22 protein-coding genes are annotated in these 23,823 nt (G+C 72.8%); 16 read left to right on the top strand and 6 right to left on the bottom strand.

Annotation, left to right across the window (positions count from 1 at the left end):
- The first annotated feature begins 72 nt into the window (after window positions 1–72).
- The 7 genes from ABZ851_RS07085 to ABZ851_RS07055 all read left to right on the top strand — a co-directional run bounded on the left by ABZ851_RS07085 (window position 73) and on the right by ABZ851_RS07055 (window position 8,129).
- Window positions 73–726 (top strand): TetR/AcrR family transcriptional regulator, encoded by a 654-nt coding sequence (locus ABZ851_RS07085; RefSeq protein WP_361123226.1) that lies wholly within the window; start codon window positions 73–75, stop codon window positions 724–726.
- 203 nt (window positions 727–929) lie between these two features.
- Window positions 930–2,147: an alpha/beta hydrolase gene (locus tag ABZ851_RS07080; RefSeq protein WP_336052730.1), complete on the top strand. Its 1,218-nt coding sequence runs from the start codon at window positions 930–932 to the stop codon at window positions 2,145–2,147.
- A 208-nt stretch (window positions 2,148–2,355) separates the two neighbouring features.
- On the top strand, window positions 2,356–3,234 hold the full coding sequence (locus ABZ851_RS07075; protein ID WP_361123223.1) for a DUF4429 domain-containing protein: 879 nt from the start codon (window positions 2,356–2,358) through the stop codon (window positions 3,232–3,234).
- Window positions 3,235–3,349: 115 nt separating this feature from the next.
- Window positions 3,350–4,753, top strand: a complete 1,404-nt coding sequence (locus tag ABZ851_RS07070) for a sensor histidine kinase (RefSeq protein WP_361123220.1) — start codon at window positions 3,350–3,352, stop codon at window positions 4,751–4,753.
- A complete protein-coding gene (locus ABZ851_RS07065) occupies window positions 4,750–5,430 on the top strand; it encodes a response regulator transcription factor (RefSeq protein WP_361123217.1) in 681 nt (226 codons plus the stop codon). The genes ABZ851_RS07070 and ABZ851_RS07065 overlap by 4 nt, the downstream gene beginning before the upstream one ends.
- A gap of 193 nt (window positions 5,431–5,623) precedes the next feature.
- Window positions 5,624–6,790, top strand: coding sequence for an alpha/beta hydrolase (locus ABZ851_RS07060; RefSeq protein ID WP_361123214.1), 1,167 nt, complete (start codon window positions 5,624–5,626; stop codon window positions 6,788–6,790).
- 100 nt (window positions 6,791–6,890) lie between these two features.
- A complete protein-coding gene (locus ABZ851_RS07055; protein ID WP_361123211.1) occupies window positions 6,891–8,129 on the top strand; it encodes an acyltransferase family protein in 1,239 nt (412 codons plus the stop codon).
- A 67-nt stretch (window positions 8,130–8,196) separates the two neighbouring features.
- Here the strand turns inward: ABZ851_RS07055 and ABZ851_RS07050 are convergent, their stop codons facing one another.
- Entirely contained in the window at window positions 8,197–9,222 is a 1,026-nt protein-coding gene (locus ABZ851_RS07050; RefSeq protein ID WP_361123208.1) for an aldo/keto reductase, read from the bottom strand.
- 7 nt (window positions 9,223–9,229) lie between these two features.
- Window positions 9,230–9,715 carry a MerR family transcriptional regulator gene (locus ABZ851_RS07045; protein WP_361123205.1) on the bottom strand — a complete coding sequence of 162 codons (486 nt, stop codon included), beginning with the start codon at window positions 9,713–9,715 and terminating at the stop codon, window positions 9,230–9,232.
- Window positions 9,716–9,900: 185 nt separating this feature from the next.
- On the opposite strand from ABZ851_RS07045, the gene ABZ851_RS07040 reads away from it, so the two are divergent.
- On the top strand, window positions 9,901–10,722 hold the full coding sequence (locus ABZ851_RS07040; RefSeq protein ID WP_361123202.1) for a serine hydrolase domain-containing protein: 822 nt from the start codon (window positions 9,901–9,903) through the stop codon (window positions 10,720–10,722).
- Window positions 10,723–10,834: 112 nt separating this feature from the next.
- Here the strand turns inward: ABZ851_RS07040 and ABZ851_RS07035 are convergent, their stop codons facing one another.
- Window positions 10,835–11,506, bottom strand: coding sequence for a pirin family protein (locus tag ABZ851_RS07035; protein WP_361123199.1), 672 nt, complete (start codon window positions 11,504–11,506; stop codon window positions 10,835–10,837).
- A gap of 57 nt (window positions 11,507–11,563) precedes the next feature.
- Here ABZ851_RS07035 and ABZ851_RS07030 point away from each other — a divergent pair, with 57 nt between their 5' ends.
- From ABZ851_RS07030 to fabF, 5 genes are all read left to right on the top strand, one after another.
- Window positions 11,564–12,748 (top strand): helix-turn-helix domain-containing protein, encoded by a 1,185-nt coding sequence (locus ABZ851_RS07030; protein ID WP_088797503.1) that lies wholly within the window; start codon window positions 11,564–11,566, stop codon window positions 12,746–12,748.
- Window positions 12,749–12,837: 89 nt separating this feature from the next.
- Window positions 12,838–13,779 (top strand): ACP S-malonyltransferase, encoded by a 942-nt coding sequence (locus ABZ851_RS07025; RefSeq protein ID WP_311626159.1) that lies wholly within the window; start codon window positions 12,838–12,840, stop codon window positions 13,777–13,779.
- A 13-nt stretch (window positions 13,780–13,792) separates the two neighbouring features.
- Window positions 13,793–14,839, top strand: a complete 1,047-nt coding sequence (locus ABZ851_RS07020; protein WP_311626160.1) for a ketoacyl-ACP synthase III — start codon at window positions 13,793–13,795, stop codon at window positions 14,837–14,839.
- A 104-nt stretch (window positions 14,840–14,943) separates the two neighbouring features.
- Complete coding sequence (locus ABZ851_RS07015) at window positions 14,944–15,192, top strand: acyl carrier protein (RefSeq protein WP_361123194.1); 249 nt, start codon at window positions 14,944–14,946, stop codon at window positions 15,190–15,192.
- Between the two features lie 77 nt (window positions 15,193–15,269).
- A complete protein-coding gene (fabF, locus tag ABZ851_RS07010) occupies window positions 15,270–16,535 on the top strand; it encodes a beta-ketoacyl-ACP synthase II (protein WP_361123191.1) in 1,266 nt (421 codons plus the stop codon).
- Between the two features lie 70 nt (window positions 16,536–16,605).
- On the opposite strand, the gene ABZ851_RS07005 is transcribed toward fabF, so the two are convergent.
- Entirely contained in the window at window positions 16,606–17,496 is an 891-nt protein-coding gene (locus ABZ851_RS07005; RefSeq protein ID WP_361123188.1) for an NAD(P)-dependent oxidoreductase, read from the bottom strand.
- Between the two features lie 80 nt (window positions 17,497–17,576).
- Window positions 17,577–18,071: a DUF3145 domain-containing protein gene (locus ABZ851_RS07000; RefSeq protein WP_093639031.1), complete on the bottom strand. Its 495-nt coding sequence runs from the start codon at window positions 18,069–18,071 to the stop codon at window positions 17,577–17,579.
- Between the two features lie 322 nt (window positions 18,072–18,393).
- Here ABZ851_RS07000 and ABZ851_RS06995 point away from each other — a divergent pair, with 322 nt between their 5' ends.
- From ABZ851_RS06995 to ABZ851_RS06985, 3 genes are all read left to right on the top strand, one after another.
- On the top strand, window positions 18,394–19,284 hold the full coding sequence (locus tag ABZ851_RS06995; protein WP_361123185.1) for a GDSL-type esterase/lipase family protein: 891 nt from the start codon (window positions 18,394–18,396) through the stop codon (window positions 19,282–19,284).
- Between the two features lie 23 nt (window positions 19,285–19,307).
- Window positions 19,308–20,339, top strand: a complete 1,032-nt coding sequence (locus ABZ851_RS06990; RefSeq protein WP_361123182.1) for an aldose epimerase family protein — start codon at window positions 19,308–19,310, stop codon at window positions 20,337–20,339.
- Between the two features lie 190 nt (window positions 20,340–20,529).
- The gene (locus tag ABZ851_RS06985; RefSeq protein ID WP_361123179.1) at window positions 20,530–21,231 is read left to right on the top strand and encodes a DUF4097 family beta strand repeat-containing protein; all 702 of its coding nucleotides are present in this window, start codon (window positions 20,530–20,532) and stop codon (window positions 21,229–21,231) included.
- A 53-nt stretch (window positions 21,232–21,284) separates the two neighbouring features.
- Here the strand turns inward: ABZ851_RS06985 and ABZ851_RS06980 are convergent, their stop codons facing one another.
- Entirely contained in the window at window positions 21,285–23,822 is a 2,538-nt protein-coding gene (locus tag ABZ851_RS06980; RefSeq protein ID WP_361123176.1) for a glycoside hydrolase family 3 C-terminal domain-containing protein, read from the bottom strand.
- Window position 23,823: the final 1 nt, after the last annotated feature.

Here is a 23,823-nt window from a genome sequence, read left to right as displayed (position 1 = left end):
CATGAGTCGGTAACTGTCATTTCGCTCACAGGTAACCTGAGCAGCGAGAACACCACGGAAAGGCGGCTCAGGATGGCGGACCCGACGCCGCACACGGCACCCACGGGCCTGCGGGAACGCAAGAAGCAGCGCACCCGCGACGCGTTGATCCGCGCGGCACTCGAACTCTTCACGGAGCAGGGGTACGAGGCGACAACGATCGACGAGATCGCGGAGGCGGTGGATGTCTCCCAGCGGACGTACTTCCGCTACTTCGCCAACAAGGAGGACGTCGCCTTCGCCGTCCAGGAGATGGTCGAGGCCCGCTTCCTCGACGAGCTGAACGCACGGCCCGCGGCGGAGGCACCGCTCACCGCGCTGCGCACCGCCGTGATGGTGGCCTGGGACGACATCGGCAGCGCCATCGAGTCGGTGATCCCGGTGGAGCTGCACATGCGCTCGTTCCAGATGATCGAGTCGACGCCCGCACTGGTCGCCGCGCATCTGCGGCGCTCCTCCGAACTGGAGGAGCAGATCGCGCGGTTGATCGCCCGGCGCGAGGGGCTGGACGTCGACGCGGATCCGCGGCCACGGGTACTGGTTGCCGCGTTCAGCGGGGTGATGCGGGTGGCCGGCAAGGTGTGGGGCGAGGGACAGGACTGCAGCGTGGCGTCCATCCGCGAGCTCACCCATTCCTATCTGGACCACATCGGGCCGGCAATGGAGAGCGACTGGCGGGCGAAGTGAGCGCGCCCACACCATGCGCTACTCCCCGTAACGGGAATCCACCTTTACGCGATCATTCCGCGCACCCCCTGAGATCGCGTCTGCACGACTGAGCACCGAAAACGGATGACAGGTGTCCGATTTGGTCGAAATACCCACCGTGGAACGTGATCTCACTCACGGTCACAGCAAGCACCCTTCCGCGTCTCCTAGGGTGGCACGCGGTGACTTCTTTCCCGGGCAGCCTCGGCCCCTCCTCCAGCTTCCTGCAGTCCTCCGCCTGGCGTGCCGCGCTCGCCCTGGCGGTGGTGTTCGTGATGCTTGCTCTCACCGGCTGGACGGCCGTCAGAGGTACCAAGGAAGACGCCCATCCGCTGGCCACCGCCAGGGCCGCCTGGCAGCACGCCACCTTTCACGGCCGCCCGCTGCCCGACCCCGACGGTTCGCCGGCCGCGCTCCGGGGCTTCTTCGGCAAGCTCACCGGTGCCGAGAAGCAGCAGCTCGCCGACCGCTTCCCGCTGGTCGTGGGCAATATGAACGGCGCCCCCGTACCGCTGCGTTACCGCGCCAACCGGATGGCCATCGACGATGCCCGCGGCATCGAGAAACAGCGGATGGGCGACCGCCGGCTCACCCCCGTCGGCCGTCAGGAGGCGGGCCGGCTGATGCACCGCTTCGAGTCGATGATGAACCCCGCCCGGCAGATCCTGGCCTTCGATCCGGCCGGCGACGGCCGGGCCGCCGAGGTCTTCGGCAACCTCCCGGCGGCGCAGCGGGTCTCGGTCGTGGTGCCCGGCGTGGACACCAACCTGTCGACCTTCGAGCGCACCGCGCGGGCGAACACCGCCCCCGTCGGCATGGCGCGGTCCCTTTACGGCGCCGAGCGCGAAGCCCGGCCGGGCACCCGTACCGCCGTGATCGCCTGGGCCGACTACACCTCACCGGCCGGGATGGGCGTCGAGGCCGCCACCGGGAAGCTCGCCGCGGACGGCGCGGTCCGGCTGCGCGCCCTGGTGGACTCGCTGCCCTCCTCCGACGCCGTCTCGCTGTTCTGCCACAGCTACGGGTCCGTGGTCTGCGGCGTCGCGGCCCGTGACCTGCCGTCCAACGTCGAGGACATCGCGGTGGCCGGCAGCCCCGGCATGCGGGCCGGCAACCTCTCCGGGCTGGGCACCCACGCCCGCGTCTGGGCCATGCGGGACGCCGACGACTGGATCGCGGACGTGCCCAACCTGGAGGTCGGCGGGCTCGGCCACGGCGCCGACCCCGTCGATCCGTCCTTCGGCTCACGGGTCCTGTCGGCCGACGGCGCGGTCGGGCACGCCGGCTACTTCGCGCCCGGCACCCGCAGTCTGCGCAACTTCGCCCTGGTCGGGGTGGGGGCGACCAGCACCGTCTCCTGCGCCACCGATGACCCGCACTGCAGTTCGGGGCTGGCCTGAGGGCCGTCGGCCCGTACGACTGGTTCCCGCGGGCACGGCCCGGCGCCCGGGGACGGGCCGTGCCCGCGGGAACCGCACCCCGCGCCGGGGACGTCCACCAGACAGGGAACGCAGCGGGTGGCCGGAGTGACGCGCGTAGCTTCGGCAGACGCCCCCGAGGTGTCCGGAAGGGGGACGGGCGGGCGACCGCCCGCATACGATGAGCCACATGGGTGATGTGCTGGCCGGTTTTCATGCCGTCTGGGAGTTCGACACGGACTCCGTACTCATCCGCTTCGAACGGGGGATCCGCAGGCCGAAGCTGTTCCAGGCGCTCGGCGAGCGACGTATTCCGTACGAGGCGCTGAGCTCCGTCGAGGTGAGCGGCGGCAGACGCGGCACGGTGGTGCTGCATGCCGTGCCCCGGACCGGCGCCGATCCTTTGATGGAGGCGGCGGACGGACAGCTCAAGGAGGACGCCGATCCGTACCGGCTGGTGCTGCCGGCCGAGCGCGGGACGCTGGCCGAGTACTACGCCGACGAGCTGCGCACGGTGCTCGGCCCCGATGCGAAGGAACCCGCCGACCGCCACCTGGTGGCCGCGCCGGAGCCGCCGCTGCACTTCAAGGCGTACGACGGCAAGGCGTCCTTCGACGGCCGTTCGGTCGCCTTCCGGTGGTTCTGGACGGGTGCGAGCTCGGCGAAGTGGAAGTGCGGCGACCAGACCTTCCCGGTCGGCGAACTGGCCGGGGTGGAGTGGCGCTCGCCGGAGATCCTCAACGGGTACCTGCGTCTGCTGGAACGCGGTGCCCGTGAGCCGGGGACCGGCGAGCCGGACCAGGATCCGGCCGCGGTGGTGTTCGGGCTCGGGTACGGCCCCGTTCACGAGTCGCTGCCGTTCGCGGCCTCGGTACTGCAGGCCGTACGCGCCGCCGAGCCGGCATCGGAGACGGCGGAGAGCGAACCGCGCCGCCGGACCGGGGACGCGCGCCGGGACCCCGCGGACATCGCGGACCGGATACGGCACCTCGGCGAGCTTCACGGGGCCGGCCTGCTGACCGACGACGAGTTCAGCACGAAGAAGGCCGAGCTGCTGGCGGAGCTGTAGCGGCTCAGGGTCCGGCCCGGAGACGGGATCCGGGGGCTCATACCGTGGTAGGGGGTGGAAGTCCGGCCCCTGGTATGACGTCAGGGCCGCGGTGCTCCGCTTGGATGGGGGTGCGATGACCCGACCCTCTTCCCTCCCCGCACCCGAACCGGCCCGTCGGCGGGTGCTGCGCGCCGTACGGCAGGCGCCGCACCTCCTCGCCGTCGAGCTCGGCACGCCGGCCGAACCCGGCACCCCGCTGTTCGGCAGCGTGCGGAGCGCCTGGCTGCGCCGGCTGCCGTATCTGGTCGCGTTCGTGTTCGCGGTGTCCCTGCTGCCGACGACCATCACCGTCCTCAGCCACGACTACGGCCTGGACGGCGGGCTGTCCGGCGCGCTGGCCACCGCGCAGGCCGCGCCGCTGCTGCTCGCGGTGACCCGGCCGCTGCAGGCCTGGTGGGTGATCTTCACGGCGGACGTGGTCTGCGCCCTGGCGCTCATCCACGCGGACGGCGTCGCGGACCGCTCCTGGCCCTGGCCGCCCACGGCGATCGTCGGCTATCTCGCGCTGATGGTGGCGCTGTCGCTGCGCGAGCGCGGTCGCACCCTGATAGCCGTCTGGCTGACGACCGGCCTGGCGGGCATCCTCTCCGAGGCGGTCACCCCGGTCACCCCGGTCACCCCGGACGGCCCGGCCCGGATCAACAGCACCTGGGTGCTGCTGTTCGTGCTGACCGGAGTGGTGCTGATGATGGGCGCCACACTGCGGGAACGCGGCGACGCCCGGCGGAAGTTGATCGAGCAGGAGACCATCAGCGAGGCCGAGCGGGCCCGTCGGACGCTGCTGGAGGAGCGCACCCGTATCGCCCGCGAGCTGCACGATGTCGTCGCCCACCACATGTCGGTGATCACGGTCCAGGCCGACAGCGCCCCGTACCGCATCAGCGGGATTCCCCGGGAGGCGGAGGAGGAGTTCGGGTCGATCGCGGCGACCGCACGGGAGTCGCTGGCGGAGATGCGCCGGCTGCTCGGGGTGCTGCGCAGCGAGGAGGCGGAGCGGCACGGCGACCCGGAGAAGACCCCGCAGCCCGGCATCGGCATGCTGCCGAAGCTGGTCGAGGGGACCGTACGGGCGGGTGTGCCGGTGGAGTTGTCGCTGCCCGGGGACCGGATACCGCTCGAACCGGCGGTGGATCTGTCGGCCTACCGCATCGTGCAGGAGGCGCTGGCCAATGTCGTACGGCACGCCCCGGGCGCACCGACCCGGGTGTCGGTGACGACGACGGCGGACGGCTCTGGGCTGACCGTCCTCGTCGTCAACTCCCCGCCGCCCGCGCCGTCCGCGCCCGCCGCGCCGCTGGAGACCAACGGCACCGGCCACGGCCTCATCGGCATGCGGGAACGGGTGCGGCTGGTGGGCGGTTCGCTCGACACCGGGCCGCTGCCCGACGGCGGGTTCCGGGTGGCCGCGCAGCTCCCCCTTTCGCCGCCGCCCGCCCCGGCGGCTCCCCTTGGACCGAAGGAATCCGGCTCCGTATGACCACGCGCGTGATCATCGTCGACGACCAGGCCATGGTGCGCGCGGGCTTCGCCGCGCTGCTCGCCGCGCAGAGCGACCTCGAGGTGGTGGGCGACGCGCCGGACGGGGTGCGGGGAGTGGAGCTGAGCCGCCGGGCGCACCCCGATGTGGTGCTGATGGATGTCCGGATGCCCGAGATGGACGGGCTGGAGGCGGCCCGGCAGCTGCTCGATCCGCCCCCCGGTGTGCTGCACCGCCCGAAGGTGCTGATGCTGACCACCTTCGATGTCGACGACTACGTCTACGAGGCGCTGCGGGCGGGGGCGTCCGGCTTCCTGCTCAAGGACGCGCCGCCGGGTGATCTGATCTCCGCGGTCCGGGTCGTGGCGGCCGGGGAGGCGCTGCTCGCCCCGTCCGTGACCCGGCGGCTGATAGCCGATTTCGCCCGCCGGCGGCCCGCGCCGCGCAAGGGCCGGGCGGCGCTGCGGCTGAAGGGCCTCACCCCGCGCGAGACGGAGGTCCTGGAACTGATCGCCCGCGGTCTGTCGAACCAGGAGATCGCCGCCGCACTGATCGTCGCCGAGCAGACCGTGAAGACCCATGTCAGCCGGGTGCTCGCCAAGTTGGCGCTGCGGGACCGCGCCCAGGCCGTGATCTTCGCGTATGAGTCGGGACTGGTCACGCCCGGGGAGCAGTAGCCGGCCGGGAGCAGCGGCGGCCGGGGAGGGGCCCCGGGCGTGCCCTTCCGCGCTGCCCCTCCTTGAGGAGGAGAGGGACGCCGCCCCCCTACCGGGGTATCACCCGGCAGTTGGCTCCGCGGTGTGACGCCGGGCCACACGCCCCCTTCCTAGGTTTCCCTCCGCCACACCACCGGGAGAGGGAGACACCACCATGTCCAGGCTGCGAAGCATCGTTCGGCGCGGCCGGCGCACGCTCCTCGGCGCCGCGCTCGCGCTGACCGTGGCCGCCGGCACCGGCGGCTGGGCGGCCGGCACCGCGCAGAGCGCCGTCACGGGCCCGGCGCCCGGCGCCGCCGCCTGGCGCGCCGACCACTCCCTCGGCCGCCGGCTGCCGGACCCGGCGACCGCACGACCCGCCGACGTCACCCGCTTCTTCGCCTCACTGACCGACCGGCAGCGGCAGGCGCTGGTGGCCCGGCACCCGCTCATCGTCGGCAATCTCGACGGGGTGCCGCCCGCCGTGCGGTACGCGGCCAACTCCCGTGCGCTGACGGCGGAACGGGACCGCCGGCTGGCCCGCGCCGCCGATCCGGCCGGCACCCTCCAGGAGCGCCGGCAGGCCAGGCAGGCGGCCGCCCGCTGTGCCTCGCTGCTCTCCCCCGGCCGGCACATCCTCGCCTACGACCCGCGCGGCCGAGGGCAAGTGGCCGAGGTGTACGGCGACTTGGCCACCGCCGAGCGCACCGCCGTGATCGTGCCGGGCTCGGACATCGACCTGACCTCCTTCGACCGCGACCACGATCCGTACGGCACACCGGCGGGCATGGCCGGGTCGCTGCGGACCCGGCTGGCCGCCGACGCGCCCGGGACCCGTACCGCGGTCATCGCCTGGGCCGGGTACACCACGCCGGTCGGTATCGGCCCGGATGCCATGACCGGCCGGCTCGCCGATGCCGGAGCGCCGCGGCTGGCCCGGTTCCTGACCGGGCTGGCCGCCGTGGGAGCCCCGGCCCCGGCCGTGCTGTGCCACAGCTACGGCTCGGTGGTCTGCGGGCTGGCCGCCGCGCAGCCGGCCCACGGCAACCTCGCCGACCTGGTGTTCTTCGGCTCCCCCGGCGTCCGCCGGGACAACGTCGCGCAGCTGCGCACCTCGGCCCGGGTCTGGGCGGCGCGGGACGCCTCCGACTGGATCGGCGATGTCCCGAACGTCGAACTGTTCGGCCTGGGGCACGGCACCGACCCCACCGACCCCGCCTTCGGCGCCCGCCGGGTCTCCGCCGTGCGGGCCGTGGGGCACACCGGCTACCTCGCCCCCGGTACGGACTCCCTGCGGAACTTCGCGGCCATCGTGCTGGGCCGCTACGGCGCCGTGCGCTGACGCCGGTGCGCCCGGACCGCCGGGGCGCCGGCTCACCGGCCGCCCGGCGCCCGCTCTCGACCGCTCCTCACCCTTCGGCTCCACAACTCAAGGACGCCCCATGGCTCTCGCCCTCCTCGCGCCTCTCACAGACGCCGCCCGCAAAGCGGTCCGCACCATCGAGGACCGCACGCCGGCGGACCGCGACCGCGCCCTCGACGGGCTGCGCGCGCTGGCCCTGCTCGCGGTGCCCCTCGGCCACTGGCTGCTCGGGGGTTTCACCCGCGACGCCGCCGGCGCTCTGCACAACACCAGCCCGCTGACCACCTTCGGCGCGCTCGCGCCCGCCAGTTGGGTGCTGCAGATGCTCGGCATCTTCTTCCTGGTCGGTGGCCATGCGTCGGTGCGCTCCCTCCGGCGCGCCACCGAGCGGGGCGAGCCCGCCGGCGGCTGGCTGCGCGGCCGGATCCTCCGGCTGGGCCGCCCGGTGCTCGGGGTGACGGCCGTGTGGGCGGTGCTGCTCCCCGTCCTGTACGGCCTGGGGGTGCCGGAGGCGACGCTGCGGACCGGGGCGACGCTGGTGATCCAGCCGCTGTGGTTCGTGGGCGTGTACGCGGCGGTCACCGCGCTCACGCCCTACTGCCTGCGGGCCGCCCGGCGGTGGGGCGCCTGGGCCGCGGCACCGTTGGCGGCCGTCGTGGCGGCGGTGGACTTCCTGCGCTACGGGCCCCTCGCCGAGGTGATGCCGGGGTGGATCGGCCTGCTCAATTTCCTGCCCGGCTGGCTGTTCGCCTATCAGCTCGGGGTGTCCTGGGGCGAGCGGCGGCTCGGCGGGCGCACCGCCTGGTCGCTGCTGCTCGGGGGCGCGGCACTCTTCGCCGCGCTGCTGCTGTTCTTCCACTACCCGATGAGCATGGTCGGCGTCCCCGGTCAGGACCGTACGAACTCCCACCCGCCGTCGCTGCTGGTCCTGGCGCTGGCGGCGGCCCAGTCCGGCGCCGCCGTCCTGCTCCGCGACCGGCTCGCCCGTCTCCTGCGCCGGCCCGCCCTGTGGGCGCCGGTCACGATCGTCAACCTCTCGGCGATGACGGTCCTGTGCTGGCATCAGACGGCGATGCTCTCGGCCGCCGTGCCCGCGTCCTTCCTGGGCGAGATCCCCGGGCTGACCACGCGGCCCGACAGCCTCGGCTGGATCCTCGTCCGGCTCGCCTGGCTGCCGGTGTTCGGCGTGGCGCTGCTCCTCATCGGGCGCACCACCCGCCGCTTCGAGGCGCCGTGGACCGGCGTCACCCGGGCCCGCCGGGCCGCCGCGGCGCTCCTGGCCGCCGGGTTCGCCGCTTTTGCGCTGGGGCTGGCGTGAGCACCCGGCAGGGCGGCGGGGCCTGCGGTACGGAGAACCGCACCGCCGGCCCCGCCGCCCGCGGGCCTTACGGCCGTCCCGCCGAGGTGTGCGTCATGTCCGCGTAGCGCGCCCCCGCGACCTGTCCGGCGATCGGCTCCAGCAGCGCCAGGTCCTGCTCGGTCAGCGAGATCCGGGTGGCCCCGGTGTTCTCCTCGACGCGGCTGCGCTTACGGGTGCCGGGGATCGGCACGACGGCGATCCGGCGGGCCGTGGCCTGGTGCTGCACCCAGGCCAGCGCGATCTGGCCGGGCGTGGCGCCATGAGCGTCGGCGATCGTGCGGACCGGCTCCAGCAGCGCGGCGTTGGCGGTGGCGTTGTCACCGGTGAAGCGCGGCTGGGTCCGCCGGAAGTCGCCCTCCGTCAGCTCCTTGTCGGCGCTGACGAACGCACCGGTGAGGAAGCCCCGGCCGAGCGGCGAGTACGGGACGAGGCCGACACCGAGCTCGGCCGCGGCCTGCACCACGCCGTCCTCGACGTCCCGGCTGAACAGCGACCACTCGGACTGCAGGGCCGCGATCGGGTGCACGGCCTGCGCCGCGCGCAGCTCGGCGGCGGTCACCTCACTCAGCCCCAGGTGCTTGACCTTGCCCTCGGCCACCAGCTCGGCCATCGCGCCGACCGACTCCTCCAGGGGGACGTCCGCCGTGCGCCGGTGCATGTAATACAGGTCGATCTCGTCGACGCCCAGACGCTTCAGGCTGCCCTCGACGGCCTGGCGGATGTACGGCCGGTCGTTGCGGATGACCCGCTTGGACGGGTCGGCCGGGTGGTCAGGGTCGGCGGCTATCGCGAACTTGGTGGCCACCACGACCTCGTCGCGGTGGGCCTGGATGAACGGGGCGATGAACTTCTCGTTCTCCCCCAGACCGTACATGTCGGCCGTGTCGAAGAGCGTCACGCCCAGCTCCAGGGCCCGCTCCAGCGTGGCCCGCGCCTCGTCGGTGTCCGTCGGGCCGTAGGCGAAGCTCATGCCCATGCAGCCGAGGCCCTGCACCCCGACCCGCGGTCCGCCGGTGCCCAGCTCGACCGTCTCGATCTTGTCGCTACCCATGGAGTCCTCAGAATTTCTCGGACGCCCGGCGGGCGTCGGCGTAGATGTCGATCTTGTAGTCGAGGATGTCCAGCGTGCTCTGCAGCTCGGCTATCCGCTGCCGTACGTCCTCGCGGTGCGCGGTCAGCAGCTCCTCGCGCTCGGCGAAGGTGCGCTCCCCGGCCCGCACCAGCTCGGCGTAGCGGACCATGTCCGCGACCGGCATACCGGTCAGCCGCAGCCTGGCCACCAGGCTCAGCCAGTCCAGATCGCGGTTGGTGAAGCGCCGCTGCCCGGTGTGGGTGCGGTCCACATGCGGCATCAGGCCGATGCGCTCGTACCAGCGCAGGGTGTGCGCGCTGAGTCCGGTGTGTGCCGCCACCTCGCTGATCGTGTACTGGTCCCGGCCGGCGGGCCGTGGGTGCGTGAGCGTCGGACCGCACTTGCGCGGCCTCGCGGGCAGCCTCCCGGCCGCGGCCCCGCTCGTGACCGGTTCGCTCTGCGTTACCGTCATGCCCCGTCTCCCCTGGATCGCCGGATGTCTCCCGGCCTTTTCGCCGGGTGCCTCTCGACGTCCTCAACGCTAGAGACTTCGAGTGCACTCCAGGCAAGTGCGGATCACGGGAAGACTTGACCGGGATTTGGGGACGCGGGGACCTCCCGGACAGCGCGGAGGGGACACCGCCTAGGCTCGTGGGCATGCAGAGCCTGCGGATGATCGAGAACTGGCCGGTGCCCACCGCAGCGGCCGCCGTCGTACGAGCCGATGGGTCGGTGGCCGGTTCCTACGGCCCCCAGGAGCACCGCTTCCCGCTGGCCTCCGTCACCAAGCCGCTGGCCGCGTACGCCGCCCTGCTGGCCGTCGAGGAGGGCGCCATCGAGCTGGACGAACCGGCCGGACCCGAGGGGTCCACGGTCCGTCACCTCCTCGCCCACACCTCGGGGCTGGCCTTCGACGAGCAGCGCACGATGGCCGAGCCGGGCACCCGCAGGCTCTACTCCAACGCCGGTTTCGAGGCGCTGGGCGACCACATCGCCAAGGCGACGGACATCCCCTTCCCGCAGTATCTGCACGAGGCGGTCCTCGCCCCGCTCGGGATGACCGCGACGGAACTGCCCGGCTCCCCCGCCAAGGACGGCGTCTCCACCGTCGCCGACCTGGTCCGGTTCGCCGCCGAGCTGCAGGCGCCGCGGCTGCTCGCCCCGCAGACGCTCGCGGCGGCGACGCAGGTGGCCTTCCCCGGGCTGACGGGGGTGCTGCCGGGCTACGGCCACCAGAAGCCGAACGACTGGGGGCTGGGCTTCGAGATCCGCGACGGCAAGTCACCGCACTGGACGGGTAGCGCGTCCTCGCCCCGCACCTTCGGGCATTTCGGCCAGGCCGGGACGTTCCTGTGGGTGGACCCGGACGCGCGCGCGGCGTGTGTGGCGCTGGCCGACCGGGCCTTCGGGCCGTGGGCCGTCGAGGCCTGGCCGCCGCTGACCGACGCGGTGCTGGCCGAGCTGGCGCAGACCGCCTGACGGGGGCGCGGGCGGTACGCGGACGCGCCGGAGCCGGAAGCGGACGGCGCGACACACCGGCGTGCCGCGCCACCGCCGGATTCGGGCCGCCGCCGGCTCCGGGCCGCCGCCCTCACCCGTACGCCGGCTCCGCCCCCATCTCCCACACCAGGCACTCCGCCGCCGTCAGCCCCCGCAGCTCCAGGCCCGACCCGTCGGTGATCCGCGCCGCGTCGCCGGCCTCCAGGCGCTCCGCGCCGATCCGTACGGCGCCGCGCACCACCTGCACATACGCCCGTGCGGCATCCGGGACCGCGGTGCGCTCGCCCTCGGCGAGGCGGCGCAGATGCAGCAGGGCCCCGGCCCGCGGGACGGCGTACGGCGTGCCGTCGGCGATGCCGCGCACCACCTCGTACGACGGCTCGCCGCCGAATTCCCGTGGCGCCAGCCACATCTGGACGAAGCGCAGCGGCCGCGCGCCGTCGTTGCGCTCCACATGCCGTACGCCGCCGGCCGAGCTGAGCCGCTGGAGATCACCGGGGCGTACGGTGGTCTCGTGGCCGGCCGAGTCGCGGTGGGTCAGCTCGCCCTCGACCACCCAGGTCACGATCTCCGTGTCGCGGTGCGGATGTTCGTCGAACCCGGCGCCCGCCGCCAGCCGCTCCTCGTTGCAGGCGATCAGCGCGCCGAAGCGCAGATTGTCCGGGTCGAAATGGGGCCCGAAGGAGAACGCGTGCAGTGACTCGATCCCGGCCTCCGCGTCCCCGCCCGGATACCGTTCATGGCCTCTGCGCACCTGAATCATGGGCCCACCGTAGCCCCGCCCCCGCACCCTCCCGCCCCGATAGTGCAGGCTTGTCCCGTGTCTGAACCCGCATCGCGCGACGCGCACCCGCACTCCGCCACCCTCCGGCGCCTGGAGAATTCCTCCGGCAAACTGGCGGCCGCGGCCATCGCCCGCATGGACGCCACCCTGCCGTGGTACCGCGCGATGCCCCCGGAGAACCGCTCCTGGATCGGCCTGGTGGCACAGGCCGGTATCGCCGCGTTCACCGAGTGGTTCCGGCACCCGGAGACCCCGCAGGCGATCAGCACCGACGTCTTCGGCACGGCGCCGCGCGAGCTGACCCGGGCGATCACCCTGCGGCAGACCGTGGAGATGGTGCGGACGACCATCGAGGTCATGGAGTCCGCGATCGACGAGGTCGCGGCCCCGGGCGACGAGTCCGTACTGCGCGAGGCGCTGCTGGTCTACGCCCGGGAGATCGCCTTCGCCACCGCCCAGGTCTACGCCCAGGCCGCCGAGGCCCGCGGCGCGTGGGACGCCCGACTGGAGTCGCTGGTGGTCAACGCGGTGCTGTCGGGCGAGGCGGACGAGGGCGCGGTCTCCCGTGCCGCGGCGCTGGGCTGGAACTCCCCCGAGCATGTGTGCGTGGTGCTGGGCACCGCCCCCGACGGGGACAGCGAACTGACCGTGGAGGCGATCCGGCGGGCCGCCCGGCACGCCAAGCTCCAGGTGCTGACCGGTGTGCTGGGCTCCCGCCTGGTGGTGATCGCGGGCGGCTCGGACAACCCCCTGAAGGCCGCGAAGGCACTGATCGGCCCGTATGCCGCCGGTGCCGTGGTGGCCGGGCCCGTGGTCGCCGATCTGCTGGCCGCGACCCGCTCGGCGCAGGCCGCGGCGGCCGGCCTGCGGGCCTGCGCCGCCTGGCCCGACGCGCCGCGGCCGGTGCTCGCCGACGACCTGCTGCCGGAGCGCGCGATGGCCTCGGACCCGGTCGCCCGCGAGCAGCTGGTGGAGGAGATCTACAGACCGCTGGAGGAGGCGGGGTCGGCACTTCTGGAAACGCTGAGCGTTTACCTGGAGCAGGCGAGCAGTCTGGAGGGCGCCGCCCGGATGCTGTTCGTGCACCCCAACACCGTGCGCTATCGGCTCCGACGTGTGACGGACGTCACCGGCTGGTCACCCTCCGATGTGCGCTCGGCGTTCACCCTCCGTATCGCGTTGATTCTGGGACGCCTGGCTGACGGTGAGGCCCAACCCTAGACTTTTGTCGGACATCAACAATTCCCCCGATGGTTCTTCGTCCTTGTCCCCACGGGCGGGCGGAACCACCCACAAGAGAGAGTGTGAGGGTGCTCGTACTCGTCGCTCCCGGCCAAGGCGCTCAGACGCCCGGCTTCCTGACTCCCTGGCTCGACCTCCCCGGTGTCGAGGACCGGCTCCGTGCCTGGTCGGACGCCATCGACCTGGACCTGGTCCACTACGGCACCAAGGCGGACGAGGAGGAGATCCGCGACACCGCGGTGGCCCAGCCGCTGCTGGTGGCCTCCGCCCTGGTCTCCGCCCGGCAGCTGTTCGCGACGGCCGACGACGTCGCCGCGCAGGTCGGCGCGGCAGCCGGCCACAGCGTGGGTGAGCTCGCCGCCGCCGCGCTGACCGGCGCGATCTCCGACGAGGCCGCGATGATGCTGGTGCGCCGGCGCGGCCAGGCGATGGCCGAGGCCGCCGCCGTCACCGAGACCGGTATGGCCGCACTGCTGGGCGGCGACGAGGCCGTCGTCATCCCGCATCTGGAGCAGTTGGGCCTGACCCCGGCGAATGTGAACGGCGCCGGACAGATCGTCGCCGCGGGCACCACCGAGCAGATCGCCGCACTGGTCGAGAACAAGCCGGAGGGCACTCGCCGGGTCGTACCGCTGAAGGTGGCCGGCGCGTTCCATACTCACCACATGGCACCCGCTGTCTCGGCTCTGGAATCGGCGACCACCCAGGTATCGGTCGCCGATCCGCACACGCGCTACGTCTCCAACAAGGACGGGCGGCTGGTATCCGACGGCCGGGAACTGGTGCAGCGGCTGGTGGGCCAGGTGGCCAACCCCGTGCGCTGGGACCAGTGCATGGAGACCTTCAAGGAGCTCGGGGTCACCGCGCTCATCGAGGCGGCTCCCGGCGGCACGCTCACCGGTCTGGCCAAGCGCGCGCTGCCCGGCGTGCGGACCCTCGCCCTCAAGACGCCCGACGACCTCGACGCGGCCCGCACGCTGATCGCCGAGCAATCCGCACCGGCCGAATAGGAGTCCGAAGCGCATGACCTCGAAGATCAAGCCCTCGAAGGGCGCCCCGTACGCGCGGATCATGGGCGTCGGCGGCTACCGCCCGACCCGTGTGGTGCCCAACGAGGAGATCCTCAAGCACATCGACTCGTCCGACGAGTGGATCCGCTCGCGGTCCGGTATCGCGACCCGCCACTGGGCGGGTCCGGACGAGACCGTCGCGACCATGTCGGTCGAGGCGTCGGGCAAGGCGATCGCCGACGCGGGCATCACGCCCGAGCAGATCGGCGCCGTGATCGTCTCCACCGTGTCGCACTTCAAGCAGACTCCGGCCATCGCGACCGAGATCGCGCACCGCATCGGTGCCGGCAAGCCGGCCGCGTTCGACATCTCGGCGGGCTGTGCGGGCTTCGGCTACGGCCTGACCCTGGCCAAGGGCCTGGTGACCGAGGGCTCGGCGGAGTACGTCCTGGTCCTCGGCGTCGAGCGGCTTTCGGACCTCACCGACCTGGAGGACCGCGCGACGGCCTTCCTCTTCGGTGACGGCGCCGGCGCGGTGATCGTCGGCCCGGCCAACGAGCCGGCGATCGGCCCGACCGTCTGGGGCTCGGAGGGCGACAAGTCCGAGACCATCAAGCAGACCCTGGGCTGGGACGTCTACCGCTCCACCCCCCTCCCCGGAGGGGACGCCCCCGAGGGCCGCCCGGCTCCGGAGGAGATCCGGTACCCCGCCATCACGCAGGAGGGCCAGTCGGTCTTCCGGTGGGCGGTGTTCGAGATGGCGAAGGTCGCCCAGCAGGCGCTGGACGCGGCCGGCGTCAGCCCGGACGACCTGGACGTCTTCATCCCGCACCAGGCCAACATGCGGATCATCGACTCGATGGTGAAGACTCTGAAGCTGCCGGAGAGCGTGACGGTCGCCCGCGATGTGGAGACCACCGGCAACACCTCGGCCGCTTCCATTCCGCTCGCCATGGAGCGGCTGTTGGCGACCGGGCAGGCCAAGAGCGGCGACACCGCGCTGGTCATCGGCTTCGGGGCGGGTCTCGTCTACGCCGCGACGGTCGTTACCCTCCCCTAGGCAAGATCTGCGCAGGGCCGTACGTCCCCGGACGTCTCGGCCGTTGCACGGATCCTCACCGCAAGTAACGCAGTTCCCCATAAAATGACCGAAGGAGCGCCATCATGGCCGCCACTCAGGAAGAGATCGTCGCCGGTCTCGCCGAGATCGTGAACGAGATCGCCGGGATCCCCACCGAGAACGTCCAGGTGGACAAGTCCTTCACCGACGACCTGGACGTCGACTCGCTGTCCATGGTCGAGGTCGTCGTCGCCGCGGAAGAGCGCTTCGACGTGAAGATCCCGGACGACGACGTCAAGAACCTCAAGACGGTCGGCGACGCGACCGAGTACATCCTCAAGCACCAGAGCTGATCCAGCTCCCGCGCATGTCGCCACCCCGCGGTGGCGCCGTCGATTCAGACCCCTCTACCCGTGGAGTAAGAATTCCCGTGAACGCGACCAATCGCACCGTGGTCGTCACCGGTATCGGCGCAACCACACCGCTGGGTGGCGACAGCGCTTCGACCTGGCAGGCCCTGCTCGCCGGACGTTCCGGTGTCAGCACCCTCGAACAGGACTGGGCCGCCGAGCTGCCCGTCCGTATCGCCGGGCAGATCGCCGTCGAGCCCACCGAGACCATTCCGCGTCCGCAGGCCCGCAAGCTGGACCGCTCGGCGCAGTTCGCGCTCGTCGCGGCCCAGGAGGCCTGGCAGGACGCGGGCTTCACCGCCAAGGCCGGCGAGGACACGGCGGTCAACCCCGACCGTCTGGGCGCCGTCATCGCCTCCGGCATCGGCGGTGTGACGACCCTGCTCGACCAGTACGACGTGCTCAAGGAGAAGGGCGTACGCCGCGTCTCCCCGCACACCGTGCCGATGCTGATGCCGAACTCGCCGTCCGCCAATGTCGGCATCGAGTTCAACGCCCGCGCCGGTGTGCACACGCCGGTCTCGGCGTGTGCGTCGGGCGCCGAGGCCATCGGCTACGCGATCGAGATGATCCGCTCGGGCCGCGCCGATGTCGTCGTCGCGGGTGGCACCGAGGCCGCCATCCACCCGCTGCCGATCGTGGCATTCGGCAACATGATGGCGATGTCCAAGAACAACGACGACCCGCAGGGCGCCTCCCGCCCCTGGGACGTCGACCGCAACGGCTTCGTGCTCGGCGAGGGCGCGGGCGTGATCGTCCTGGAGTCCGAGGAGCACGCCAAGGCCCGCGGCGCACGCGTCTACGCGGAGGCCGTCGGCCAGGGCATCTCGGCCGACGCCCACCACATCACGCAGCCCGAGCCGTCCGGCAACGGCATCGCCGCGGCGCTGCAGAACCTGCTCGACAACACCGGCCTCCAGCCCGCCGAGATCGTGCACGTCAACGCGCACGCCACCTCGACGCCCGCCGGTGACGTCGGCGAGCTCCGGGCACTGCGCAAGGCGTTCGGCGACGACGTCGACCACATGGCCATCACCAGCACGAAGTCGATGACCGGCCACCTCCTGGGCGGCGCGGGCGGCATCGAGACGGTGGCCACGGTCCTCGCGCTCAAGAACCGGATCGCCCCGCCGACGATCAACATCGACCAGCTCGACCCGGAGGCCGACGCGGACATCGTCCGCGGCGAGGCCCGCAAGCTGCCCGCCGAGGGCCGGATCGCGGCCCTGAACGACTCGTTCGGCTTCGGCGGCCACAACGTGGTCCTGGCCTTCCGGACGGTCTGACGCACGCACCGAGGGCCCGTCCGGTGAGGACTTCACCGGACGGGCCCTCGGCGTTCCTCCCGCGGGCCGCTCAGCTCCCGAAGCTCGCGAAGTAGGCGGCCGCGCCGTCCTCTTCGCCGTGGCCCTGCTCCTCGGACCTCCGGAAGCGTTCGGCACCGGCCTGGGCCAGGTCCATGCGCACACCGCCGTCCCGGGCGGCCTCCAGGATCAGCCGGGCATCCTTGCGGGCCGCGGACACCGTGAAGCTCGGTGGGTAGTTCCCGGACAGGATCAGCTCGGACTTCAGCCGGAGATACGGCATGTCGAGCGCGCCGCCGGCGACCGCACCGAGGAAGTCGCGCGGGTCCACGCCGAGCGCCCTGGCGAGCGCCAGGGACTCACCCGTACCGTTGATGACCGTCAGCACCCAGTTGTTGACGACGAGCTTGAGATGGCTGGCCGCTCCGCGCGCCCCGTCCTCGCCGACCCACTGGGTGCGGCTCCCGACGATGCCGAAGATCCGCTCGGCGCGTTCCCTGACGTCCCGCGGGCCGGCCGCCAGGATCGTCAACTCCCCCTTCTCCGCGGGCGCCTTGGTGCCCAGTACGGGGGCGTCCACGAACCGCAGGCGGTGCTCGTCGGCGAAGCGGGCGAGCGACGGGAGGGCTTCGGTGCCCACCGTGCTCGTCTGCAGCCACAGCGCGCCGGACGGCAGCGCGCCCGCGGCCTGCCGCATCGCCTGCAGGACGGCCTCCCCGTCCAGGAGCATCGTGAGGACCACACCGGCGCCGTCCACCGCCTCGGCGGGCGTGCCGGTGACACGGGCCCCGTCGGCGGCCAGCGGCTCCGCCCTGGCGCGCGTGCGGTTCCAGACCCGGACGTCCAGACCGGCCCTGGCGAGGTTGCGGGCCATCGCCGCACCCATGATTCCGGTCCCGAGCACCGCTACTGACGGGGTGTCGGAAGAGTTGTTGTCGGCCATGACGGCACGCTAGGCGGTGGAGCGCACTCCAGGGCAACTGCGGCCGCGTGTCGGGACGGCTCCGGCGCGGCCGGGGGGACCTAGACGACCTGGTGGAGCCAGCGGACCGGGGCGCCCTCGCCCGCGTAACGGAAGGGCTCCAGTTCGTCGTCCCAGGGCTTGCCGAGGAGCTTGTCGACCTCGGCGGCGAGTTCCGTCTCGCCGCGCGCCGAGCGGGCGGCCGCGGCGCGCAGCCGGTCCTCGGGGATGAGGATGTCGCCGTGGATACCCGTGACGGCATGGAAAATGCCCAGGTCGGGGGTGGAGCTGTAGCGCTCGCCCTCGGCGGTGGAGCAGGGTTCCGCGGTCACTTCGAAGCGCAGCAGATGCCAGCCGCGTAGCGCGGAGGCCAGCTTGGAGGCCGTGCCGGCCTCCCCCTGCCACGAGAACTCGGCTCTCCAGGTGCCCGGGGACGCCGGCTGGCGGATCCAGTCGAGATTGACGCGCACACCGAGGACGCCCGCGACGGCCCATTCGACATGCGGGCACAGCGCGCGCGGAGCGGAGTGGACGTACAGAACTCCACGTGTCGTCACCGGGACCTCCAGTGCGGTTCGAGGTTCGCCTTCCCCAGCGGCCTCGTGCCCGTTCCGGTTGCGGCCGGGACAGTTGCCATTCTGCCCCAGTGACCACTTCGGCACCAGCATGCTGGTGACCTACAGTAAACACCATTAGGCGGAATTTGCCGCAAAAGGGACAGGAAATGACGTGATGTAATTTGGTCTGTGCCGACTGCACCAGCCACTTTGGGTCACCGCCCGGCAGGCACGGGGCAAAGCTACCGCGCGGTGCCGGCCCGGGGGTGACGTACCGTCGGTACCCGAAGAGATATCACTCGCACGCCGGAGGGGACAGGGGATGAAGCAGATCGATCGGCCTGTTCGCCCCCGGCGCAGCCGCTCCGTCCGCCGCTCCTCACGCACCGTCGCCGCCGCTTCCGCCCTGGTGATCGCCCTCACCGCCTGTAGTGGCGGCGGGCACCCGGAGAAGCCGCACCCCAAGCCGACGCCCGTATGGCACACCGATCCCGGCTCGGTCGCGGCGCTCGGGGACTCGATCACGGCCGGTTTCGACGCCTGCACGCTGCTCTCCGAATGCCCCCGGGTCTCCTGGGCCACCGGCACCGACCCCAAGGTCGGCAGCGTCGCCCGACGGCTCGTCAAACACCCCGCCACCCACAGCTGGAACTTCGCCCGGACCGGTGCGCTGATGAGCGACCTGCCGGGCCAGATGACCGCGGCCGTCCACCGCAAACCCGAGTTGGTCACGGTCCTGATCGGCGCCAATGACGCCTGTCGGCGCGATGTCGGGGCGATGACCCCGACGGCCGCCTTCCGCGCCGACTTCGCGCGCGCCATGAAGCGGCTGCGGCGCGCCCTGCCGCACACCCAGGTGTATGTCGCGGCGGTCCCCGACCTGCTGCGACTGTGGTCCGAGGGGCGCAAGAACCCGCTCGGGAAGCAGGTGTGGAAGCTGGGCATCTGCGGGTCCATGCTGCGTGATCCGGACGATCTGACGAAGGCGGCACAGGACCGCCGGGCGACGGTGCGGGAACGGGTGGTGGCCTACAACTCGGCGCTGGCCGAGGTGTGCGGCAGGGATCCGCTGTGCCGCTTCGACAAGTCGGTCTTCGACTACCGCTTCACCGGGCGCCAGTTGAGCACCTGGGACTGGTTCCACCCGGGCACCCGCGGCCAGAAGGAGCTGGCGTCGCTGGCGTTGCGCGTGATCACCCGGGCGCAGCCGTAGCCGCCGGGCATAGGCTCATGCCTATGGCGACGCAGGTCAGCAGGGAATCCTTCGGCACACTGGACGACGGCAGCCGTGTCGACCGCTGGACCCTGGAGTCGGGTCCGGGCGGGCTGCGGGTCCGCGTCCTCACCTACGGCGGGATCATCCAGACGGTGGAGGCGCCGGACCGGGACGGGGCGCGGGGGCAGCTGGCACTGGGCTTCGCCGACCTCGCGTCGTATGCCGCGCACGGCGGGTCGTACTTCGGCGCGCTGGTCGGGCGGTACGCCAACCGGATCGCCGGGGCGTCCTTCACGCTCGACGGCGAGACCCACACACTGACGCCGAACGACGGGCGGCACAGTCTGCACGGCGGGCCGGGGGGATTCTCCCGGGTGGTGTGGGAAGCCCGGGAGGTCGAGGGGGGTGTGCAGCTGCACCGGGTCAGCCCGGCGGGTGAGGAAGGCTTCCCCGGCGCCCTGGACGTCCGCGTGACGTACACCCTCTCGGCCGGCGCGCTGCGCATCGCCTCGTACGCGACGACCGACGCACCGACCGTCGTCAACCTCACGAACCACACCTACCTTCATCTGGGGGGCGACGGCAGCGGCAGCGCCACCGGCCACGAGCTGCGGCTGACGGCGTCCCGGTACACGCCCGTCGACGGCACCGGCATACCGGTGCCCGGTGCGCCCGCCGACGTCACCGGCACCCGCTTCGACTTCCGGGCGGCGCGTGCGGTGGCGGGCTCCTACGACCACAACTTCGTGCTGGACGGGGGTGTGTGCGCCGCGCCGCGTACCGTCGCGGAGCTGTACGACCGGCGCTCGGGCCGCGTCCTGGAACTGGCCACCACCGAGCCCGGTCTGCAGCTCTACACCGCGGATCACCTCGACGGCACCCTGACCGGCACCTCGGGTGTCCCCTACGGACCGGCGGCCGGCCTGGCCCTGGAAACCCAGCACTTCCCGGACTCGCCGAACCGACCGGACTTCCCCGGCACGGTGCTGCGGCCCGGCGAGACCTACCGCTCACAGACGGTCTACGCGTTCTCGGTGCGGCCTCGGGCCTGAGGGCAGGCGGCCCCCGGGGCCTGTCGCCGGTCCTGTCCTCCGGCCCCAGGAGTGCGGGAAACCCTTAAGGGCGGGGGCCGGAAGAGGTCATCCTGTGCGCTGACGCGGTGGGGCGGCGGAGCAGGAACGATGAGGAGTGACCGGAGCTCCGGTCACCTCGTCCGCCGTCTGCCCCGGGAGAAGTCTCGCCATGGCCCGCCTTCGCGTTCCCCATCTCGTCCTGTCCTGTGCGGCGTTGACCGTGCTGGTGACCGGCTGCTCGCTGTCGGACCTCGGTCCGACGAAGGAGGCGAAGCGGACGTACACCGTGCCGGGCAAGGTCACCGCGCTCTCGGCGACGACGCACGGCGGGGACATCGAGGTGGTGCCGGTCGACGCCGGCGGGTCGGTCAAGGTGACGGAGAAGTACGAGTACAACAAGGAGAAGCCGTCCCCCGAGCACGGGGTCAAGGACGGCCGGCTGACGCTCAAGGCCGAGGAATGCGGCATGGGGCGCAAGTGCGCGGTGAACTACCGGGTCCTGCTGCCGCGCAACGCCTCGGTCGATCTGCGGACCAGCGGCGGGGACATCATCGTCCGCGGCGCGTCGGGCGGCATCGCCGCGGAGACCAGCGGCGGCGACATCACCGTCACGGACTCCGCGGCCCGCACGGCGAAGGCGAAGACCAGCGGCGGAGACGTGGACCTCGCGCTGTCCACGGCACCCGACGAGGTGTCGGGCCGGACCAGCGGGGGCAGCGTCACCATCCGCCTGCCGAAGGGCGGCTCCTATGCCGTGGACGCCTCGACGAGCGGCGGCACCCGCAAGGTCTCCGTCCCGACGGACGACGACTCCCCGCACAAGGTCACGGCACGGACGAGCGGCGGTGATGTGTCCGTGATGACCTCATGAGGGGGAACCGCCGGGAGCGTTCCCGGGCAGGAGCGCCCCCGCCCCCGGCCGGGTCAGCCGACGGTGACCTCCGCCGTCAGCCTGCGGTCCGCCACGCTGTGCGCCGCCTCCACGCGGTAGACGCCCTTGACCCGGCGCCAGCCGCCGTCCGCCGCTTCCCCGCCGTCGCCCGCTTCCCAGACCGCGAAGGCCCGGTCCGGCAGCGGGATCTCGGCCTCCGCGCTCTCACCGGGACCGGCCTCGACGACCGCGAAGCCGGCCAGCCAGCGGGCCGGGCGCTCCGGAGCGTCCGGGGCGGCGTCCGCAGTGGGCGCCAGATAGATCTGGACGACCTCGCGGCCGGGCCGGTCGCCCGCGTTGCGGATCCGCACCCGCACCGAGTCGGGGGTGGTGTCCAGCGACTCGTACTCCCAGTCGGTGTAGCCGAGTCCGTGGCCGAAGGGGTAGGCGGGCGCGGGGGCGGAGCGCTGCCAGCCGCGATAGCCGATGTACACCCCTTCGGAGTAGGTGAGTTGACCGTCGTCGGGGGTCACGGTGGTGACCGGGGCATCGGTGAGCCGGGCCGGCCAGGTGGTGGGGAGCCGGCCACCCGGCTCATGGGCACCGAGCACGACGTCGGCCAGCGCCGCACCGGCCTCCTGGCCGGGGAACCAGCTCAGCAGCACGGCGGGGACCTCGGTACGCCACGGAAGCTCCACCGGGGAGCCGGAGTTGACGACCACGACCGTGTGCGGGTTGGCGGCGGCGACCCGGGTGACCAGCTCGTCCTGACGGCCGGGCAGCCCCAGGTCGCGGCGGTCGAAGCCCTCGGACTCGGTCTCCTCGGTGGTGGCGACGACCACGATCGCGACATCGGCGCAGGCCGCGGCGCGGACCGCCTCCTCGATCTCCGCATCGGCGTCCGGCTGCGGTTCGCCGTGGCCGAGGGCGAAGGCCGGCAAGGCCGGGCCGTCGCCCGTCTGCGGCCCGTCCGCCGCGCACCGCAGGGTGACCTCGACGCTCTCGCCCGCCGTCAGCTCCGCCGTCATGCGCCGCTGGGCGGGGCGCAGGTACGCCTCGAAGGGGTCGCTGCTCCCGGGCGCGAGGCGGCCGTCGAAGAGGACCGCCCCGCCTACGGTCAGCCGCAGCTCGCCGGTGCCGGAGACCGCGAGGGTGTGGCTGCCGGTGAGCCGCGGGAGGTAGCTCCCGGTCAGCTCGACGGCGCTCAGGTCCTGCCGGGTGACGCCCTCGGGCAGGCGGCCGGTGAGCCGCACCTTGCCGTCGGTCTGCGGTGCCTCCGCCAGCACCCGGCCGTCGGCGGCCAGGTAGCGGGCGCGCAGCGTGAAGCCGTCGCGGGCGTGCGGGACCCGGGTGCGCGGATCGGCGCCGACGGCGAAGGTCACCTCGACGTCGTCGGGGAGCGCCGCGCGCAGCCCCTCCAGCGGGGAGACGACCGCGTCGGGGAAGACGGTCGCGGAGCCGCCGCCGAGGACCCTGGCCTCGCGGGCGGCCGCCCCGATGACGGCGACCCCGCGCAGGGCCGCGGCGTCCAGCGGCAGGGCCCGCCGTGCCCCGCCCACCGGCTCGTTGCGCAGCAGGACACACCCCCGCCGGGCGATCTCGCGGGCCACCGCCCGGCCGTCGATGCCCTGCGGGACACCGGCCGGGCCGACCGCGGCCGGCACCCCTTCCAGGCAACCGGTCCGGGCGGCGAGCAGCAGCACCCTGCGCACCGCGTCGTCCACCTCCGACTCGGCCACCTCACCCGCACGGACGACCTCGGCGAGGGGCGCGCCGTAGACCGTACGGGGCCCCGGCATCGCCACGTCCAGGCCGCCGCGCAGGGCGCGCACGGTGTCGCGGGCGGCCGTCCAGTCGGAGACATTGACGCCGTCGAAACCCCACTCGCCGCGCAGCACGTCCTGCACCAGGGGCCGGTGTTCAGTCATCGTCGCGCCGTTGACCCGGTTGTAGGCGGTCATGACGCCCCAGGGGCGGGCGAGTTCGACGATGTGCTCGAAGGGCGCGAGATAGAGCTCGCGCAGCGGGCGCGGGGCGATGCGGTTGTCGACGGTGAACCGGTCGGTCTCGGCGTCGTTGCCGACGAAGTGCTTGACCGTCGCGCCGACGCCGCCTTCCTGCACACCGCGCACATACCCGGCGCCGATCGCGCCGGTGAGCAGCGGGTCCTCCGCATAACACTCGAAGTGGCGGCCGCCCAGGGGTGACCGGTGCAGGTTGACGGTCGGCGCGAGGAGTACGTGCACGCCCTTGCGGCGAGCTTCCTGGGCCAGGAGGTGGCCGGCCCGGCGGGCGAGCGCGGGGTCCCAGGTCGCGGCCAGTGCCGTGGGGCTGGGCAGCGTGACCGAGGGGTCCTCGGCGTTCCACTCCCGGCCCCGCACACCGACCGGGCCGTCCGACATCACCAGCGACCGCAGCCCGATCGCCGGCACGGCCGGCAGGGTCCACATGTCCTGGCCGGACAGCAGCCGGACCTTGGTGTCGAGGTCGAGCGCGGCGAGCGCCCGCTCCACCACTGCGGTGTAGTCGGGCGCCTCATCGGGGGCGCGGTGGTCGGCGTCGGTGGGGTGGCGGGGCTGGGTGTCGGTCATG

Origin of the sequence: Streptomyces sp. NPDC047049 (assembly GCF_040643995.1) — a bacterium.
GTDB classification, from domain to species: Bacteria; Actinomycetota; Actinomycetes; order Streptomycetales; family Streptomycetaceae; genus Streptomyces; species Streptomyces mooreae.
Note: the sequence above shows the minus strand (reverse complement) of the source record. Positions and strands in the feature narration are given on the sequence as shown.